Genomic DNA, 17179 nt, shown 5'->3' with positions numbered 1-17179 from the left:
TCGGCGGTGGGCTTGGAAGGTCAACCGTGGGCTTGGAACGTCGCCTTTTCCAAGCCGGGCAGGAATCGGCGGGCCAGCCTGGCGAACGGCTCCACCGGACCGGTGCAGCTGAACCGCTGGTCGGGGTCGCCGGAGCGGAACAAGTCGCGCTCCGTGAGCACCCGCACGACGTCCTTCACCGTTTCCTCGGCGCTGGAGACGAGCGTCACGCCGTCGCCCATCACGATCTGGAGCACGCCGGTGAGCAGCGGGTAGTGGGTGCAGCCGAGGACGAGCGTGTCGACCTCCGCCCGCTGCAACGGTTCCAGGTAGGACTGCGCCATGCCGAGCACCTGGCGGCCGGAGGTGGTGCCGCGTTCCACGAAGTCCACGAACCTGGGGCACGCGACGGCCGTGACCTCGATGTCCCGTGCCGCGGCGAACGCGTCCTGGTACGCGCCGGACGCGACCGTGCCCGTCGTGCCGATGACGCCGACCCGACCCGTGCGGGTGGTGGCGACGGCCCGGCGCACGGCGGGCAGCACGACCTCGATCACCGGGATGTCGTAGCGCTCGCGCGCGTCGCGCAGGCAGGCGGCGGACGCCGTGTTGCAGGCGATGACCAGCAGCTTCGCCCCGTCGGCGACCTGCCGGTCCATCACTTTCAGGGCGTACTCGCGCGCCTGCGCGATCGGCAGCGGACCGTAGGGGCAGTTGACCGTGTCGCCCACGTAGCGGATCCGCTCGGCGGGCAGCTGGTCCATGATCGCCCGTGCGACGGTCAGCCCGCCGACGCCGGAGTCGAAGATCGCGATGGGCGAATCGGCGGTGGCGCTCACGCGTCGAGCGTAGTCCGCGCGCCCTTCCGGGCATCCCGGGCGACGCCCCAGGCCGCGAGGACGCCGCCGAGCGCGCCGAACAGGTGGCCTTCCCAGGAGATGCCCGGCTGTCCCGGCAGCACGCCCCACAACGCCGCGCCGTAGATCGCGAAGACGACCACGGCCAGCACGATCTGCACCGCGCTGCGCGCGAAGATGCCGCGCACCAGCAGGAACACCAGGAAGCCGAAGACCAGGCCGGACGCGCCGATGTGGCTGCCGTAGGAGCCGAAGAGCCACACGCCGAGTCCGCTGACCAGCCAGATGACGGCGGTGACCTGGAAGAACTGCTTGATCCCGGCGGAGGTGGCCAGGTAGCCCAGCACGAGCAGCGGCACCGCGTTGCCGGTCAGGTGGGTCCAGTCGCCGTGCAGCAGCGGGTACCACAGGAGGTTGTCCCACTGGCTGAAGTCACGCGGGATCACGCCGTCGTCGTCGAGCCGGCCGCCGAGCACGGTGTCGATCGCCTCGACGACGTAGAGCAGGCCGACGAAGCCGAGCACGACCACGGCCGACAGCACGGGCCTCGGCGGCACGACGCGCTTGGACAGCGGCTTGGGCGGCTTGGCCTGCTTGACGGGCTTGGCCGGTGCGACGGGCTTGGGCGCGGCGACCACCGGGTCGGGCGTCGGCGGTGTGTACGGGCCGGTGGGATCCACCTCACCAGGCTACGCGCGGAGACCGCCACAACGGGTGGCTTCGGCTCAGCCGCGACTTCTCCGTCTTCACCCGTGCGGGACCGGGGCGTGACCGTAGGCTGTCCCGGTGTCGATCGAAGTGGCGGTGCGGGCCGAAGCGGAACTGGGTGAGGGCCCCACGTGGGACCACGCCAGCGGAACGCTGCTCTGGGTGGACATCCTCCGCAGCGAGGTGCACCGGTACAGCCCGTCGCGTGACGACGACGCCGTCCTCGAAGTGCCGCAGCACGTCGGCGCGGCGAAGCCCCGGACCCGCGGCGGACTGGTGCTGAACCTCCGCGACGGCGTGGCGTTGATCGACCGGGACGGCGTCAAGACGTGGCTCGTCTACTGGGCGCGCGACGGCGTGCGGGGCAACGACGCCGCGGTCGACCCGTCGGGCCGGCTGTGGGCGGGCACGATGCGGTACGACGAGGAGCCGGGCGGCTGGCTGGCCCGCGTGGAGCCCAGCGGCGACGCGAAGGTCGTGCTGGGCGAGGTGGGCGTCAGCAACGGCATCGGCTGGAGCCCGGACGGCACGCTCATGTACTACGTCGACTCGGCGGAACGGCGGATCGACGTCCTCGACTACGACCACGAGACCGGCGAGGCGACGGACCGCCGGCCGCTGGCCGAGGTGCCGCGCGGGCTGCCCGACGGCCTGACCGTGGACGCGTCCGGCGCGATCTGGGTCGCGTTGTGGGGCGGCGCGGCGTTGCACCGGTACACGCCGGACGGCGTGCTGGACCGGGAGGTCGAGCTGCCGGTGGGCCAGCCGACGGCGTGCGCCTTCGGCGGCGCGGACTTCACCGACCTGTACGTGACGACCGCGCGCGTCGGGTTGAACGGGGACGCGTTGAGCGAGCTGGCCGGGTCGGTCCTGGTGCTGCCGGGCATCGGCGAAGGCCTGCCGTCGACCGCGTTCGCCGGCTAGGGCTCTCGGGGCGGCCGAGCGCGCGGGGCGGCTGAGCGCGGGCGGCTAGAGGGTGTAGGTGGCGCCGGGTGCGGCCAGCGTGACCGGGCCGGGGAAGGCGTCGGCGGCGTCGTTCAGGACGCCGTCGCGGTCCGACCACGGCAGGACGTGGGTCAGCACCAGGCGGCCGACGCCGGCGGCCTTGGCCACCTCGCCCGCCTCCTGCCCGCTCATGTGCAGGTAGTTCGCGCGGCCCGCCTGCTCGCGCCACGCCGAGTCGGCCAGCAGCAGGTCGGCGCCGGTGGCCAGCCGCACCAGCTCCGGGCACGGCACCGTGTCGCCGGAGAACACCAGCGACACGCCCCCGTACGAGATGCGGAACCCGTAGGCCTCGCAGATGTGCCGCATCGCGGCGACTTCGACCTCCACCGGGCCGACGGCGTAGCGGCCGGGCGCGAGCGGGACGAAGTCGAACACCTCGGTCAGGTCCGTGGTCGCCAGCGCGGCCCGGTCGGCGGCGTGCGCGTTGGCCAGGCGGGACGGGGCGTGCGACGGCGCGAACACCGGCAACCGGCGTTCGGTGACGTCGTAGGGCGGCTCCGGGTGCTCGCGCCGGTGGACGGTGAGCGAGCCGAAGTCGGCGCAGTGGTCGAGGTGCAGGTGCGACAGGAGCACGGCGTCGAGGTCGAACGGGTCGCACAGCCTGGTGAGCGGGCCGAACACCCCGCTGCCCAGCTCCATCGCGATCCGCACGCCGCCCGCCTCCACCAGGTACCCGGAGGTCGGCAGATCGGGCCCCGGCGCACTGCCCGAACACCCGAGCACCGTCAATTGCATGGCCGAAACGATAGCAGGACGGGGGTCGGCAAAAATGCGGGAACACCCTCAGTGCCGGCCATTCAATTCAACCGGCACACAGGTTCACTCGAATGCATCAACCGAGGTCGGAAGCCTGCGCGGAACCACCGGAGGCTGCGGGTTGCCGAAGCGGATTCGGTAACGCGGCAATTCACGCGGATCACCGGCGCGGACTACCGGACTTGTTTTGCAATTGGTTTTGGACGGCTGTCGGAAGGATTTGCGACCGACCACCGGGCGACTGACCGAAAGTTTTCGGGCGCAACCGGCACCACCAAACGGGTGCACGGGGCGTTGCCGCAGCTCATCAGGCCATTTGAGACTCGCAACTTTCCCGAAACTCATTGTCCGCGAACGCTCGGTGACACATAGTGACGACGACTCACGCCGTGATCCTCAAGGAGGAGGGAATGGTCATGAGGACCCTTCTGGCCGTGGTGCTGCTGATGGTGGCGCCACTGCTGTCCGCGAACGCCGCAGGCGCCGCGCCCGCCCCGGCAGCCGGGCCGGTCGCGCTCGCCTGCAACGGGTACGTCGCGCTGACCTACGACGACGGTCCGAACGCGCAGTTCACCCGCCCACTGGTGAGCGCGCTGCGCTCGGCGGGCGCGCGCGCCACGTTCTTCGACCTCGGCTCACGCGTGCAGCAGCAGCCGCAGCTGACCCGCGAGGTCGTGCAGGCCGGCATGTGGGTCGGCAACCACTCGTGGTCGCACCCGTACCTGACGAACCTGAGCGCCGCCGCCGTGGCCAAGGAGCTCGGCGACACCCAGAACGCGATCCGCAACGCCACCGGCCAGACGCCGACGCTGTTCCGCCCGCCCTACGGCGCGACGAACGCGACCGTGCAGACCGAGGCGCGCAAGCTGGGCCTGACCCAGGTCATCTGGTCGGTCGACTCGCAGGACTGGAACGGCGCGTCGACCGACGCCATCGTGCGCGCGGCGACCGGCGCGAACGCGGGCGGCATCGTGCTCATGCACGCGAGCTACCAGAACACGGTCAACGCCGTGCCGCGCATCGTCCAGGGCCTGGCGGCCAAGAACCTCTGCCCCGGCCGCATCGACAACACCGGACGGGTGGTGGCTCCGTGAAGGTCCTCGGCGCGATCGTGACCTCCTTGGCCGCCGCCGCGGCCTTCGTGCTGGCCTTCGTCGCCGCACCGCAGGCGTCGGCCGCCACGCTCACCGAGGTCACCGGCTTCGGCGCCAACCCCAGCAACCTGCGCATGCACCTGTACGTGCCGGACCGCACCCAGGCCAGGCCGGGCGTGCTGCTGGCCGTGCACTACTGCACGGGCACCGGCCCGGCGTTCCACTCGGGCACGGACTTCGCCCGGCTGGCCGACCAGTACGGCTTCATCGTGGTCTACCCGTCGGCGACCCGCAGCGGGCAGTGCTTCGACGTGTCGAGCCAGCAGGCGCTGCGGCGTGACGGCGGCAGCGACCCGGTCGGCCTGATGTCGATGGTCCGGTACGTGCTCCAGCGCTACAACGGCGACACGAGCCGGGTGTTCGTCACCGGTGTCTCGTCCGGCGCGATGACCACGAACGTCATGCTCGCCAACTACCCGGACGTGTTCGCCGCGGGCGCGGCGTTCGCGGGCGTGCCGGCGAGCTGCTTCGCCACCACCGACGGCTCGGGCTGGAACAGCTCCTGCGCCAACGGCCAGGTGCTCCGCACGCCGCAGGAGTGGGGCAACCTCGCCCGCGGCATGTACCCCGGCTACACCGGCGCCCGGCCGCGCGTGCAGATCTGGCACGGCACCGCGGACGACACGCTGCGGTACCCGAACTTCGGCGAGACGATCGACCAGTGGACCAACGTGCACGGCCTGTCCACCACCCCGACGTCCAGCGACAGCCCGCAGTCCGGGTGGACGCGCACCCGTTACGGCGACAAGGTCGAGGCCATCTCCATGCAGGGCACCGGCCACAACCTGATGGGGGCGGGCATGGCGTTGCGCGCCATCCAGTTCTTCGGGTTGGACAGGCCCGGCGACACCACCACGACCACGACGACGAGCACGACCACCGGCACCACGACCACGACAACCACCACGACGACGACCACGACGACCACAGGCAACCCTCCGACCGGCGGCTGCCGGGTCACCTACACCGTCAACGGCTGGAACACCGGCTTGACCGCGAGCATCACCATCGCCAACACGTCCACCAGCGCGATCAACGGCTGGCAGCTCGCGTTCACCCTGCCCGGCGGGCAGACCATCAGCAGCGGGTGGAACGCCACGTACGCACCGACCAGCGGTGCGGTCACGGCGCGCAACGCGTCCTACAACGGCGCCCTCAACCCGTCCGCGTCGGTCGGCATCGGGTTCCAGGCCACCCACAACGGCAACACGGACAAGCCGACCTCGTTCACGCTCAACGGCGTGGCTTGCACGATCGGCTGAACTGAGAGAAGGGCCCCGCGGTGAAGCGGGGCCCTTCTCCGGCCCTCTGGCCTCAGGCCCAGAGGTGACCGTCCAGCCGTTCCGCAGCCTCGTCCAACGTGCCCGCGTACGCGCCGGTGGACAGATACTTCCATCCCGCGTCCGCGACCACGAACGCCACGTCCGCCGACTCGCCGCGCGCCGCCGCCTTCTCCGCCGCGGCCAGCGCCGCGTGCAGGATCGCGCCGGTGGAGATGCCCGCGAAGATGCCCTCCACTTCGAGCAGCTGCCGGGTGCGGCGCAGCGCGTCGTACGAGCCGACCGAGAAGCGACCGGTCAGCACCGCGGCGTCGTACAGCTCGGGCACGAAGCCCTCGTCGAGGTTGCGCAGGCCGTAGACCAGCTCGCCGTACCGCGGCTCGGCCGCGATGATCTGCACGTCCGGCTTGTGCTCGCGCAGGTACCGGCCCACGCCGACCAGCGTGCCCGTGGTGCCCAGGCCCGCGACGAAGTGCGTGATCGTCGGCAGGTCCTTGAGGATCTCCGGCCCGGTGCCGTGGTAGTGCGCGCCGGGGTTCGCCGGGTTGCCGTACTGGTAGAGCATCACCCATTCCGGGTTCTGCGCGGCCAGTTCCTTGGCCGTCGCCACGGCCTGGTTCGAGCCGCCCGCCGCCGGCGAGAACACGATCCGCGCGCCGTAGGCCTGGAGCAGCTGCTTGCGCTCGGTGGACGTGTTCTCCGGCATCACGCACACCAGGCCGTAGCCCTTGAGCTTGGCGGCCATGGCGAGGGCGATGCCGGTGTTGCCCGACGTCGGTTCGAGGATCGTGCAGCCCGGCGTGAGCACCCCGGTCCGCTCGGCCTCCTCGATCATCATCAGGACCGGCCGGTCCTTGATCGAGCCGGTCGGGTTGCGGTCCTCCAGCTTCGCCCACAGCCGCACGTCCTTCGACGGCGACAGCCGGGGCAGGCCCACCAGGGGCGTGCCGCCGACCGCGTCGAGCAGTGACTCGTACCGGGCCACGATCGCTTCCTCCGGGGTGAGTCCTTCTGGGGTGGGTCAGCCGCCCGCGACGGCCGGGAGGATCGTCACGGTGTCGCCGTCCTTGACCGCGGCGGCGAGGCCGCCCGCGAACCGCACGTCCTCGTCGTTGACGTAGACGTTGACGAACCGGTGGAGCGCGCCTTCCTTGACCAGGCGCTGCTTCAGGCCACCGTGGTTGGTCTCCAGGTCGTCGATGACCTCCGCGAGCGTCGCGCCCGCGGCCTCGACGGACTTCTGCCCACCGGTGTGGGTGCGCAGGATCGTGGGGATGGAGACGGTGACGGCCATGCTGGTACCTCCGAGGAGCCGGGTTTGGTGAAGGTGGTGCCACGAGTGGTGCGCGGACGCACCTGGAGGGCTCAGGGACAGTCGGGCGTGTCGTCGGAGCCGGTGTGGGCGAACATGTACGACTCCACGACCTCGACGGGCTCTTCGGTCACCACGCCGTCCACGATCCGGTAGGAGCGCAGCTCGTGCTGCTCCGGGTCGCGGGTGGAGATGAGCACGTAGTGCGCCTGGGGCTCGCTCGCGTAGGAGATGTCCGTGCGGGACGGGTACGCCTCCGTCGCGGTGTGCGAGTGGTAGACGACGATCGTCTCCTCGTCGTTGGCGCTCATCTCGCGGTGGACGCGCAGCTGCTCCATCGAGTCGAAGCGGTAGAACGTCGGCGAGCGCTCGGCGTTGTCCATCGCGATGAACCGCTCCGGGCGGTCGGAGCCCTCCGGGCCCGCGATGATCCCGCACGCCTCGTCCGGGTGATCGCGACGGGCATGGGCCACCATCGCGTCCACGAGGTCACGGCGAATCACCAGCACGGCACCATCCTACGTGGTGGGGGAAGGTGTCCCGCCGTGTGAGAACTCGCACTACGCCGGTTCGCGAGTGCTCTCGAAGACCGCTCGGTGGACCTTCGGGTCGGTCGGGTGGACGCCCAGCAGGCCGCCCGCGCCGAGCGCCGCCAGCCCCAGCGCCGAGGCGCCCCTGGCCAGCAGGCCGAAGCCGTGGCCCCGGAGGCGGAACGACGTGAGGTAGCACACGGTCGCGGCGGCGTTGGCCGTGATCTGCACGAACGCGGCACGCCTCCGGTTCTCGGGCAAGGTGCCGTACTCGGCCAGCTCCGTGGCCAGCGCCGCGGGCGCGACCGCCAGCCCGACCCCGATGAACGCCCGCGCCGCCTTGCTCCCGCCCGGCATCAGGTCGAGCGCCGTCGACGCCGCGTACAGCCCGATGGGCAGCGCCACGACCGCCGGGTGCACCGGCCGCCCCAGCGCCCTCGCGCGCAGCAGGTCGGTCACCTCGCGCTTGCGCAGCGCGGCGGGCACCGCCTCCGCCAACGCCCCGGCCGCCTTCCCGACCGCCGGACTGGTCCGCACCCACCTGAACGCCCTCTGCACAGCCGCCATGCCCCTCGGGTACCCACCGCGCGTGTCGAACACTCAGGTCTTGCGTGTCGAACCTCCAGGACCCCCGAGTTCCACGTTCCGGGCCGACCGCCGCCGCCCTGGGCGTGGAACTCGGGGCCCTGGGCGTTCGACACGCGGGTCCTGGAGGTTCGACACGCGGGTCCTGGAGGTTCGACACGCGGGACCTGGGGGTTCGACACGCGCGGGTCAGTGGGTGGCGCGTTCCAGGGCGGTGGTGGCGGTGGTGCAGAGGTCGTTCAGCGGGGTGCCGGTCGGGGCGCCGGTGGCGACGGCGAAGACGGTGGCGGGGACGGTGGTCCCGGCGCGGGCGAAGGCGTCGTGGGCCGACATCGCGACCCTTCGGCATTCCGCCGGGTCCAGGTCGGCGTCCACGACGACCAGGCCGACCGCGGTCGAGCCGACGAAGGCCAGCGCGGGCACGTCCAGGGGCACGGCCGACGCGCAGACCGCGTAGCCGTCGGCCGGGGGCAGGCCCAGGGCTTCCGCGGCGGGCACGATCGGGACCACCTCGAACGGTCGTGGGCCGACCGGGAAGCCGTGGCCGCGCTCGGCCAGCCACCGCACCACCCCGTCGACCACCGCGGGTCCGCCCAGCACCACGGCGTGCACCCGCCGCACCAGCGTCGACGGGTCGAGCAGGTCCAGCTCACGCGTGCCGACCGGCGCGCCCCGGACGTCGACCCCGGCCACCGCGCCGGCGGGCGTCAGCAGCACCGCCACCCCCGGCGCGCGCCCGAGGAGCATCAGGCCATGACCGCTTCGATCAGCGTCTCCTGCACCCACGTCAACCAGTGGTACACGCCCAGGTGCGGCGACCGGGGGTCGTCCGGCGGCAGCTCGTCCGGCATGTCCTCCTGCACGTCCAACGCCGTGCCCAGCGCCAGCCGCACGTCGTTCAACGCCGACAGCCACGCCTCGGCCTGGTCCAGCGCCAGCCGCACCTCACCGCCGTCGGGCGGGCACGTTCGCAGCACCACCGCCGCCACACCGGTCTTCAGGTCCAGCAGCTCGGGCTCGTGCAGCGAACGCAGGGCGTTGGCCGAGTCGACCTCGCCCGGATCGGGCGCGTCGGGGTCGAGCCGGTGGAAGTCGGGCAGCAGCCGGCCCAGGATCGGGTCGTCCGGCGGCGTGGACGGGCCGGTGCGGATGCCGGTCAGCTCCGCCAGCTCGTCCTGCGGGGCCTCTTCGGCGCGTGCCATCAGCATGTCCTGGATCTGGCTCACCAGGCCGCGCACCACGGCCGCTTCCTGCCGGTCGAACCGGCCGAGCACCTGGTCGCCGGTGCGTGTCCACTTCTTCACGACGAACGCTGCATGGTCGCCCAGAGCCCGGCCGCGTGCAGCTTGGCCACGTCGGCCTCCACCTTGTCCTTGGTCCCCGACGACACGATCGCCCTGCCCTTGTGGTGCACGTCCAGCATCAGCTTGGTCGCGTGGTCACGGCTGTAGCCGAACAGCTTCTGGAGCACGTACGTCACGTAGGACATCAGGTTCACCGGGTCGTTCCAGACCAGGGTCTGCCACGGGCGGTCCTCGCTGCGGACCTCCTCGCCGGCCGGGTCAACCTGCGTCCGCTCATGCTCGACGGGCGTGGTCATACCGCCAATGGTGTCATGTTCCGCTCCGCGGTGGAGCCCTCAGGGGCACCCTGGCCGACCGCTTAGGCTTCCTCGCATGTCGACGTCGCTGTTCACCGACCACTACGAGTTGACGATGCTCGCCGCGGCGCTGCGCGACGGCACCGCCGACCGACCGTGCGTCTTCGAGGTCTTCGCCCGGCGGTTGCCGGAGGGCAGGCGGTACGGGGTGGTGGCGGGCACCGGGAGGCTGCTGGACGCGATCACCGACTTCACCTTCACCGATCGTGACATCGAGCTGCTGGAACGCACGGACGTGGTCGACGAGGCCACCCTGTCGTGGCTGGCGGACTACACGTTCACCGGGGACGTGGACGGCTACCCGGAGGGTGAGCTGTACTTCCCGGGCTCGCCGATCCTGTCCGTGCGGGCGCCGTTCGGCGTCGGCGTGGTGCTGGAGACCCTGGCGCTGTCGATCCTCAACCACGACAGCGCCATCGCCTCGGCCGCGGCCCGGATGGTGGGCGCGGCCAACGGTCGCCGGATGATCGAGATGGGGTCGCGCCGCACGCACGAGGAGGCGGCCGTGGCGGCGGCCCGGGCCGCGTACCTGGCCGGGTTCACCGCGACGTCGAACCTGGAGGCGGCCCGGCGGCACGGCATCCCGACCGCCGGCACGTGCGCGCACGCGTTCACCCTGCTGCACGACAGCGAGGAGGAGGCGTTCCGGGCGCAGGTCGAGGCGTTGGGCGTGGACACGACGCTCCTGGTGGACACCTACGACATCACCAACGGCATCAAGACCGCCGTCGAGGTGGCGGGGCCGGAGCTGGGCGCGGTGCGGATCGACTCGGGCGACCTGGGCGTGCTGGCGCGGCAGGCGCGTGACCAGCTGGACTCCCTGGGCGCGCGGAACACCCGGATCGTGGTGTCGGGCGACCTGGACGAGTACGCGATCGCGATGCTGCGCGCGGAGCCGGTGGACGCCTACGGCGTGGGCACGTCCCTGGTCACGGGCTCGGGCGCGCCGACGGCGGGCATGGTCTACAAGCTGGTCGAGGTGGCCGGGCGGCCGGTGGCCAAGCGCAGCTCGCACAAGGAGTCGCGCGGCGGGCGCAAGAGCTCGCTGCGGCGGCACAAGGAGACCGGGACGGCGTTGGAGGAGGTCGTGTTCCCGCACGACGCCGAGCCGTCGACGGGCGCGCACGACCGGCTGCTGGCCGTGCCGCTGGTCCGCGCCGGCCGGCGGGTGGACGGCCTGGACACGTTGGCGGAGAGCCGGGAGCGGCTCCGTGCTGCTCTGGTGACCGTGCCGTGGGAAGGTCTGAAGCTGTCCCGCGGCGAGCCCGCGATCCCGACGACGTTCCTGTAGGGGGCGCAGATGAGCAAGGCGCTGATCGTGGTGGACGTGCAGGTCGACTTCTGCGAGGGCGGTTCCCTGGCCGTGCCCGGCGGTGCGGCCGTGGCGGCGGCGGTCTCGGCGCACGTCGCCTCGTCGTCGTACGACCACGTGGTGGCGACGCGCGACTACCACGTCGACCCCGGGGCGCACTTCAGCGAGACGCCGGACTTCGTGGACTCGTGGCCGGTGCACTGCGTGGCGGGCACGGCCGGCGCGGCGTTCCACCCGGAGCTGGACGTGACGCCGGTGCAGGAGGTGTTCTCCAAGGGCGCGTACGCAGCGGCGTACTCGGGCTTCGAGGGCGAGTCCCGCACGGGTGAGCGGCTGGTGGACTGGCTGCGGGCGCGCGGCGTCGACCAGGTGGACGTGGTCGGGGTCGCCACCGACCACTGCGTGCGCGCGACGGCGGTGGACGCGGCGGAGGCGGGCTTCGCGGTCACCGTGCTGCTGGACCTCACGGCGGGCGTGTCGCAGGCGACGGTGGACAGCGCGTTGACGCGGCTGGGTGATGCCGGCGTGACGCTGGCGGGCACCCCGCGCGTCGGCTGACCTCACCGACCCGCGTGTCGAACGCCCGGCTCGGGCGTTCGACACGCGCGCGGTCTAGGGGGTCGGGGCGCAGGCGGTCGCGCCGAGGACGACGTGGCCGGTGATGGTGGACGCCTCGGTGAAGCGCAGGTGCAGCATGGTCATCGCGATGCTGCCGTCGTTCGGGTTCGGCACGATCGTCTCGCCGAACGTCGCGGTGGCCAGCACCGTGCCGTCGCCCGCCTTCACCTCGTGCACGTGGTTCGGCGCGATCTGCTCGGGCAGCCCCGTGAAGCCCTGGAGGCCGTCCGCCGCCCAGGCCGCGTTGGTGCCGGACTCGGTGCCCACGCAGGTGCTCTTCCACTTGCCCACCCGCAGCCTCGGCCCGCCCACCGACACCAGCGCCGACAGCTCGAACGCGGAACCGACCGCTTCGGACGTGGTCGTGGTCGTGCCGTTGTCCGGGTCCACCACCGCGGTGGTGCACGACGACGTGCCCGCGCCGAACCGGACGCCCGTGCGGCTCACCGCCTCGGACGAGTTCGACGTCGTGCCGTCGACCGCGCACGGCGCCAGCGGCGCGACGGTGACCCCCGTGCCCGCCTTGGTGAACTCGGCGGAGCCGACGGACGCCACCCCCGCCGGGTTGGCCGCCGACGCCGGTGGCGCGGCCGTGACCAGGCCGAGTACCAGCGCCGCGGTCACGGCGCCGACCCGGCGCGCTCCGATCTGCTTCATCGTGTCGCCCTTCTGCTCTTCACGGACGAGAGGACTATCGAACCCCGGCGGACACGACCCGATGATCTAGCGCGCACATCACCCGCAAGAGGAAATTCCGTACCTGATCGAGTGACGACCACCGGGGCGTGATCAGCACGGGATGCGCACCGGCAGCGGCGCGCTGGAGAAATCACCCGGCAGACCCACGAGTCGTTCCAACGCGCCACGCACCCGGAACGCCGCGCGGCCGTCGCCGAACGGGTTGCGCCCGCGCGGCAGCCGCAGCCGCGCGCCGAGCACCCAGCCCGCCTCGGCCACGATCCGGATCGGGTCGGTGCCGACCAGCCACGCCCCGCCCGCCTCCACCGCGGACACCCGCCCGGTCGTGTCGCGCAGCACCAGCACCGGCACGCCGAACGTGGGCGCCTCCTCCTGGATGCCGCCGGAGTCGGTGAGCACCAGCGCGGACCGGCGCAACGCGCGCACCAGGTCCGAGTAGCCCAACGGCTCGGTCACCACGATCCGCTCGTGCCCGCCGAGCACGGCCCGTGCCGCCGCGCGCACCCGCGGGTCCGGGTGGACGGGCAGCAGCACGCGCACGTCGGGGTGCCGGTCGGCGATCGCCCGCACGGCGTGCAGCACGCGCGTCAACGGCTCGCCCCGCGACTCGCGCCGGTTCGCGGTGACCAGCACCAGGCGTTCGGAGCGCTCGTCGAGCACGCGTTCCAGCAGCGCGAGGTCGGGGTCGCGGGCGGGCAGGTCGGCGGCGGCCACCCGCTGCACGGCGTCGACCGCGGTGCTGCCGGTGACCACGACCCGGCGGTCGGCCACGCCCTCGCGGACGAGCGCGGCGGCGTCCTCGTCGGTGGGCACGAGGTGCAGGGTGGCGATCCGGGCGATCATCCGCCGGGCGCCCTCCTCGGGGACCGGCCCCGCGAGGTCGCCGGGGAGCGGGCCGGCTTCGAGGTGCGCGACCGGGACGCCGCGCCGGGACGCGGCGAGCGCGCCGGCCAGCGCGGTGGTCGTGCCGCCCGGCACGAGGACGACGGCCGGATCGCGCCGGCGCAGCAGCCGGTCGAACTCCGCGACCAGGCGGGCCGGCGGCTCGCCCCGGCCCCCGGTGGTCCGCGGCACGTCGAGCCCGACGTCCACGTGCAGGCCGAACGCGCCCAGCGCCTGCCCGACCACGCCGTTGCTCTGTCCACTGTGGACCAGGACGGGCCGGAGCACCGGGTGGTCGCCGAGCGCCAGCGCCACCGGCGCGACCTTCACGGCCTCGGGTCGGGTGCCCGCGAGCAGCACGACTTCCTTCACCTTGCTCCTTCCACCGCGTTTCTCGAGTGGCGTTCACCCCGATTCGGGTGACGCCGGAATGTCGGGGGTGCGGCGCCCCGGCCGCGCGACTGGGGGTGAGCGCGTGGCCGGGGCGCACGCGCGCTACTCGTCGGCGGTCGCCGCCGACGAGCCGAGTCCGGTGCCGACCGCGTCGCCGGGGGTCTCGCACACGGCTCAGACCGCCGCGAGGCCGTGTCGGCGGCGCAGCGCCGAGGCCGGTGCGGCTCCGAGGACCAGCGCCGTGGCGGCGACCAGTCCGGCCACCGCGACGCGCCGCGTCATGGGCACACGCATGCAGCTCCTCACTCTCGGAACGTCTGGTCGAGCAAATGCCCCTATCGGCGTTCCTCCCGCCGTATTGAGGGCTGTTGACCGTAAAGAGGGACGACGGTCACTCGAATCGCGCAATTGCACCCACCGGTGGTGGGCTCGTCGCCCGAAATCACTTCGCGTTGTCACTCGATCCGGGGGTGAAGTTCGCCCTGCGCAGACCCGATGACCACCAAGCAGCCCTATCGGGCGATCCCCGATCGATGGAAGCGCGACACCGAGCGGATCACGGTGGGGTGCGGCGTCGCGCGTGATGTGCCCGACTTTGTGGAGCTCCGACGCAGACCAGGCCGGTGATCGCCGGTTAACCTCGCGGTGAAGTCGATCCTCTGGGAGGTCCCAAGTGTCCGTCCTCGCCGTTCCCGGCCGTCGCGCGGTGCTCGCCGACCTGGTCCCGGGCGCTCTCGCGCGTGACATCGCCCTGGTCGTCGCGGGCGCCGGGCTGACCGGCCTGGCCGCCCAGGTCGCGCTGCCGGTGCCGGGCAGCCCCGTGCCGCTGACCGGTCAGACGTTCGCCGCCCTGCTGGTGGGCGCGGCGCTCGGGTGGCAGCGCGGTGGCGCGTCGATGGCGCTCTACCTGATCGCCGGCGTGGCCGGTGTGCCGTGGTTCCAGGGCGCCTCGTCCGGCACGCCCGCGTCGCTCGGGTACGTGGTCGGGTTCGTGTTCGCCGGCGCGCTGGTCGGCCACCTGGCGGCCCGGGGCGGTGACCGGACGCCGTTGCGGACCGTCGGCACGATGGCGGTGGGCAACCTGGTGATCTACGCGTGCGGCGTGCCGTGGCTGATGGCCGCGGCGGGGGTGGGCTTCGGCAAGGCGCTGCAACTGGGCGTGACGCCGTTCCTGCTGGGCGACGCGCTGAAGATCGCCCTGGCCGCCGGCCTCCTGCCCGCCACCTGGGCCCTGCTGAACCGCAAGTAACCCCGAGAGTCCTACGTTCACAACGCGTGAGTCCTACGTTCGGAACACGCGTGTCCTACGTTCGGAACACCCGAGTTCAACGCTCAGCACGCGTCGGGGTCTCCGGCCCGTGTTGACGGGGTGGGCGGGTACGGTCTTCGCCGTGCCCGCCACCACCGCCATCCCCGACACCAGGACGTTGCTCGCCGTCGCCGTGGAGGCGGTGGGCGGAGCCGAACGCCAGGGCCAGGTCGACATGGCCGAGGCCGTCGAGCGGTCGATCCGGACCGGCGAGCACCTCGCCGTCCAGGCGGGCACCGGCACGGGCAAGTCGCTGGCCTACCTGGTGCCCGCGCTGCGGCACGCCGTGGCCGAGGAGACGACGGTCGTCATCTCCACCGCCACCATCGCGCTGCAACGCCAGCTCGTGGACCGCGACCTGCCCCGGCTCGCCAAGGCGTTGCGCAAGGAGCTGGGGCGCGAACCGAGGTTCGCCATCCTCAAGGGCCGCCGCAACTACCTGTGCATGCACCGCCTGCACACCGGCGCCCCGGACGAGCCGGAGGACGCGGGCCTGTTCGACCCGTTCGCGGTGTCCAAGATGGGCCGCGAGATCAAGCGCCTGCACGAGTGGTCGTCCGACACCGAGACCGGTGACCGGGACGAGCTCGTGCCCGGCGTGACGGACCAGGCGTGGCGCCAGGTGTCCGTGACCGCGCGTGAGTGCCTCGGCGTGAACAAGTGCCCGATCGGCGTGGACTGCTTCGCGGAGAAGGCACGGGCCGAGGCGGGCAAGGCGGACGTCGTGGTGACCAACCACGCGATGCTCGCCGTGGACGCGCTGGAGGGTTACCAGGTCCTGCCGGACCACGACGTGGTGGTGATCGACGAGGCGCACGACCTGGTGGACCGGGTGACGTCGGTGGCGACGGAGGAGCTGAGCGCGTCCCTGGTCGCCACGGCCGCGAGGCGCTGCGGGCGGCTGATCGACCAGACGGTGGCCGACCGGATGGCCGAGGCGAGCGACGGTCTGGCGATGATCCTGGAGGAGCTGCCGGCCGGTCGGCTGGACAGCCTGCCGCAGGCGTTGGCGGGCGCGTTGCGGGCGACCAAGGACGCGGCGCACGCGTGCATCACGTCGTTGGGGCCGGAGCGCAAGGAGGACGTGGACGGCGCGACGTCGCGCAAGCTGGCGATGTCGCTGCTGGACGACGTGCACGACTGCGCCACGCGGATCCTGGGGGCGTTCGACGAGGACCACGACGTGGTCTGGGTGTCGGGTGACTTCGCCGACCGCAACAAACCGCCGTCGTTGCGGGTCGCGCCGCTGGGTGTCGGCGGGTTGCTGCGGGAGCGGCTGTTCGGGAAGCGGACCACGGTCCTGACCTCGGCGACGTTGACGTTGGGCGGCACGTTCGACACGTTGGCCCGGCAGTGGGGGCTGCCGGCGGCGTCGGGTGCGCGGAAGGCGGAGGGGACGGCGACGGACAAGGAGCCGCCGTCGGACCTGGGCGCGCCGCGGTGGAGCGGGCTGGACGTCGGCTCGCCGTTCGAGCACGGCAGCAGCGGGATCCTCTACGTGGCACGGCACCTGCCGCCGCCGGGACGTGACGGGCTGCCACCGGCCTACGTGGACGAGATCGAGGGCCTGGTCAACGCGGCGGGCGGGCGCACGTTGGGGCTGTTCTCGTCGATGCGTGCGGCGAAGGCGGCGGCGGAGGCGTTGCGGGACAAGGTGGACTACCCCGTGCTGTGCCAGGGCGACGACGCCACGGGGCAGCTGGTGAAGCGGTTCTCCGAGGACGCGCAGACGTGCCTGTTCGGCACCCTGTCGCTGTGGCAGGGCGTGGACGTGCCGGGGCCGGCGTTGTCGCTGGTGGTGATGGACCGCATCCCGTTCCCCCGGCCGGACGACCCGTTGGCGTCGGCGCGGCAGAAGGCGGTGGAGTCGCGCGGCGGCAACGGTTTCCTCACCGTGGCCGCGACCCACGCCGCGCTGCTGCTGGCCCAGGGCGCCGGGCGGCTGCTGCGTTCGATGAACGACAAGGGCGTGGTCGCCGTGCTCGACCCGCGCCTGGCGACGGCCCGTTACGGCGGGTTCCTGCGTGCCTCCCTGCCGCCGTTCTGGACGACGTACGACCCGGAGGTCGTGCGGGCGGCGCTCAAGCGGCTCGACGCGGCCAACAACTGAGCACGTTTCCGCAGGTCGCGTGTCCTGAGC

19 protein-coding genes are annotated in these 17179 nt (G+C 72.4%); 7 read left to right on the top strand and 12 right to left on the bottom strand.

What is annotated here, in order from left to right:
* Positions 1-20 precede the first annotated feature (20 nt).
* Positions 21-818, bottom strand: a complete 798-nt coding sequence (gene murI / locus ACQPYE_RS06165) for a glutamate racemase (RefSeq protein ID WP_498719857.1) — start codon at positions 816-818, stop codon at positions 21-23.
* Positions 815-1474 (bottom strand): rhomboid family intramembrane serine protease, encoded by a 660-nt coding sequence (locus ACQPYE_RS06160; protein WP_498722848.1) that lies wholly within the window; start codon positions 1472-1474, stop codon positions 815-817. The genes murI and ACQPYE_RS06160 overlap by 4 nt, the downstream gene beginning before the upstream one ends.
* A 148-nt stretch (positions 1475-1622) precedes the next feature.
* Here ACQPYE_RS06160 and ACQPYE_RS06155 point away from each other — a divergent pair, with 148 nt between their 5' ends.
* Entirely contained in the window at positions 1623-2468 is an 846-nt protein-coding gene (locus ACQPYE_RS06155) for an SMP-30/gluconolactonase/LRE family protein (RefSeq protein ID WP_498719856.1), read from the top strand.
* A 45-nt stretch (positions 2469-2513) separates the two neighbouring features.
* On the opposite strand, the gene ACQPYE_RS06150 is transcribed toward ACQPYE_RS06155, so the two are convergent.
* Entirely contained in the window at positions 2514-3284 is a 771-nt protein-coding gene (locus ACQPYE_RS06150; RefSeq protein ID WP_498719855.1) for an MBL fold metallo-hydrolase, read from the bottom strand.
* 437 nt (positions 3285-3721) lie between these two features.
* On the opposite strand from ACQPYE_RS06150, the gene ACQPYE_RS06145 reads away from it, so the two are divergent.
* Both ACQPYE_RS06145 and ACQPYE_RS06140 read left to right on the top strand, forming a co-directional pair.
* Positions 3722-4399, top strand: a complete 678-nt coding sequence (locus tag ACQPYE_RS06145) for a polysaccharide deacetylase family protein (protein WP_498719854.1) — start codon at positions 3722-3724, stop codon at positions 4397-4399.
* A complete protein-coding gene (locus ACQPYE_RS06140; RefSeq protein ID WP_498719853.1) occupies positions 4396-5721 on the top strand; it encodes an extracellular catalytic domain type 1 short-chain-length polyhydroxyalkanoate depolymerase in 1326 nt (441 codons plus the stop codon). Before ACQPYE_RS06145 ends, ACQPYE_RS06140 begins: the two co-directional genes overlap by 4 nt.
* 52 nt (positions 5722-5773) lie before the next feature.
* On the opposite strand, the gene ACQPYE_RS06135 is transcribed toward ACQPYE_RS06140, so the two are convergent.
* From ACQPYE_RS06135 to clpS, 7 genes are all read right to left on the bottom strand, one after another.
* Positions 5774-6724, bottom strand: a complete 951-nt coding sequence (locus tag ACQPYE_RS06135; protein WP_498719852.1) for a PLP-dependent cysteine synthase family protein — start codon at positions 6722-6724, stop codon at positions 5774-5776.
* Between the two features lie 36 nt (positions 6725-6760).
* Positions 6761-7033 carry a MoaD/ThiS family protein gene (locus ACQPYE_RS06130; RefSeq protein WP_498719851.1) on the bottom strand — a complete coding sequence of 91 codons (273 nt, stop codon included), beginning with the start codon at positions 7031-7033 and terminating at the stop codon, positions 6761-6763.
* A gap of 71 nt (positions 7034-7104) precedes the next feature.
* Entirely contained in the window at positions 7105-7560 is a 456-nt protein-coding gene (locus ACQPYE_RS06125; RefSeq protein ID WP_498719850.1) for a M67 family metallopeptidase, read from the bottom strand.
* 51 nt (positions 7561-7611) lie between these two features.
* The gene (locus ACQPYE_RS06120; protein ID WP_498719849.1) at positions 7612-8148 is read right to left on the bottom strand and encodes a DUF2231 domain-containing protein; all 537 of its coding nucleotides are present in this window, start codon (positions 8146-8148) and stop codon (positions 7612-7614) included.
* Positions 8149-8355: 207 nt separating this feature from the next.
* Positions 8356-8913: a peptidase S58, DmpA gene (locus tag ACQPYE_RS06115; protein ID WP_498719848.1), complete on the bottom strand. Its 558-nt coding sequence runs from the start codon at positions 8911-8913 to the stop codon at positions 8356-8358.
* Entirely contained in the window at positions 8913-9470 is a 558-nt protein-coding gene (locus tag ACQPYE_RS06110) for a DUF2017 domain-containing protein (RefSeq protein ID WP_498719846.1), read from the bottom strand. Before ACQPYE_RS06110 ends, ACQPYE_RS06115 begins: the two co-directional genes overlap by 1 nt.
* Complete coding sequence (gene clpS, locus ACQPYE_RS06105; protein WP_498719844.1) at positions 9467-9766, bottom strand: ATP-dependent Clp protease adapter ClpS; 300 nt, start codon at positions 9764-9766, stop codon at positions 9467-9469. The genes ACQPYE_RS06110 and clpS overlap by 4 nt, the downstream gene beginning before the upstream one ends.
* 76 nt (positions 9767-9842) lie before the next feature.
* On the opposite strand from clpS, the gene ACQPYE_RS06100 reads away from it, so the two are divergent.
* Both ACQPYE_RS06100 and ACQPYE_RS06095 read left to right on the top strand, forming a co-directional pair.
* A complete protein-coding gene (locus ACQPYE_RS06100) occupies positions 9843-11117 on the top strand; it encodes a nicotinate phosphoribosyltransferase (RefSeq protein WP_498719843.1) in 1275 nt (424 codons plus the stop codon).
* Positions 11118-11126: 9 nt separating this feature from the next.
* Positions 11127-11696, top strand: coding sequence for an isochorismatase family protein (locus tag ACQPYE_RS06095; RefSeq protein WP_498719841.1), 570 nt, complete (start codon positions 11127-11129; stop codon positions 11694-11696).
* Positions 11697-11750: 54 nt separating this feature from the next.
* On the opposite strand, the gene ACQPYE_RS06090 is transcribed toward ACQPYE_RS06095, so the two are convergent.
* Positions 11751-12413, bottom strand: coding sequence for a hypothetical protein (locus ACQPYE_RS06090; protein WP_498719839.1), 663 nt, complete (start codon positions 12411-12413; stop codon positions 11751-11753).
* A gap of 132 nt (positions 12414-12545) precedes the next feature.
* A complete protein-coding gene (gene wecB / locus ACQPYE_RS06085; RefSeq protein ID WP_498719837.1) occupies positions 12546-13709 on the bottom strand; it encodes a non-hydrolyzing UDP-N-acetylglucosamine 2-epimerase in 1164 nt (387 codons plus the stop codon).
* Positions 13710-14403: 694 nt separating this feature from the next.
* Here wecB and ACQPYE_RS06080 point away from each other — a divergent pair.
* Positions 14404-14979 (top strand): biotin transporter BioY, encoded by a 576-nt coding sequence (locus ACQPYE_RS06080; RefSeq protein WP_498719835.1) that lies wholly within the window; start codon positions 14404-14406, stop codon positions 14977-14979.
* Positions 14980-15121: 142 nt separating this feature from the next.
* Positions 15122-17149, top strand: coding sequence for an ATP-dependent DNA helicase (locus ACQPYE_RS06075; protein WP_498719833.1), 2028 nt, complete (start codon positions 15122-15124; stop codon positions 17147-17149).
* Positions 17150-17179: the final 30 nt, after the last annotated feature.

Origin of the sequence: Actinosynnema sp. CA-299493 (assembly GCF_050946825.1) — a bacterium.
Lineage (GTDB): Bacteria > Actinomycetota > Actinomycetes > Mycobacteriales > Pseudonocardiaceae > Actinosynnema.
This window is presented reverse-complemented; position numbering and strand designations above follow the sequence as displayed.

Excerpts from the sequence above, each read along its gene's own strand:
- ACQPYE_RS06090 (WP_498719839.1), bottom strand. The coding sequence starts at position 12,413 with ATGAAGCAGATCGGAGCGCGCCGGGTCGGCGCCGTGACCGCGGCGCTG.
- ACQPYE_RS06130 (WP_498719851.1), bottom strand. The coding sequence starts at position 7,033 with ATGGCCGTCACCGTCTCCATCCCCACGATCCTGCGCACCCACACCGGT.
- ACQPYE_RS06100 (WP_498719843.1), top strand. The coding sequence starts at position 9,843 with ATGTCGACGTCGCTGTTCACCGACCACTACGAGTTGACGATGCTCGCC.
- ACQPYE_RS06095 (WP_498719841.1), top strand. The coding sequence starts at position 11,127 with ATGAGCAAGGCGCTGATCGTGGTGGACGTGCAGGTCGACTTCTGCGAG.
- ACQPYE_RS06145 (WP_498719854.1), top strand. The coding sequence starts at position 3,722 with ATGAGGACCCTTCTGGCCGTGGTGCTGCTGATGGTGGCGCCACTGCTG.
- ACQPYE_RS06150 (WP_498719855.1), bottom strand. The coding sequence starts at position 3,284 with ATGCAATTGACGGTGCTCGGGTGTTCGGGCAGTGCGCCGGGGCCCGAT.
- clpS (WP_498719844.1), bottom strand. The coding sequence starts at position 9,766 with ATGACCACGCCCGTCGAGCATGAGCGGACGCAGGTTGACCCGGCCGGC.
- ACQPYE_RS06115 (WP_498719848.1), bottom strand. The coding sequence starts at position 8,913 with ATGCTCCTCGGGCGCGCGCCGGGGGTGGCGGTGCTGCTGACGCCCGCC.
- ACQPYE_RS06120 (WP_498719849.1), bottom strand. The coding sequence starts at position 8,148 with ATGGCGGCTGTGCAGAGGGCGTTCAGGTGGGTGCGGACCAGTCCGGCG.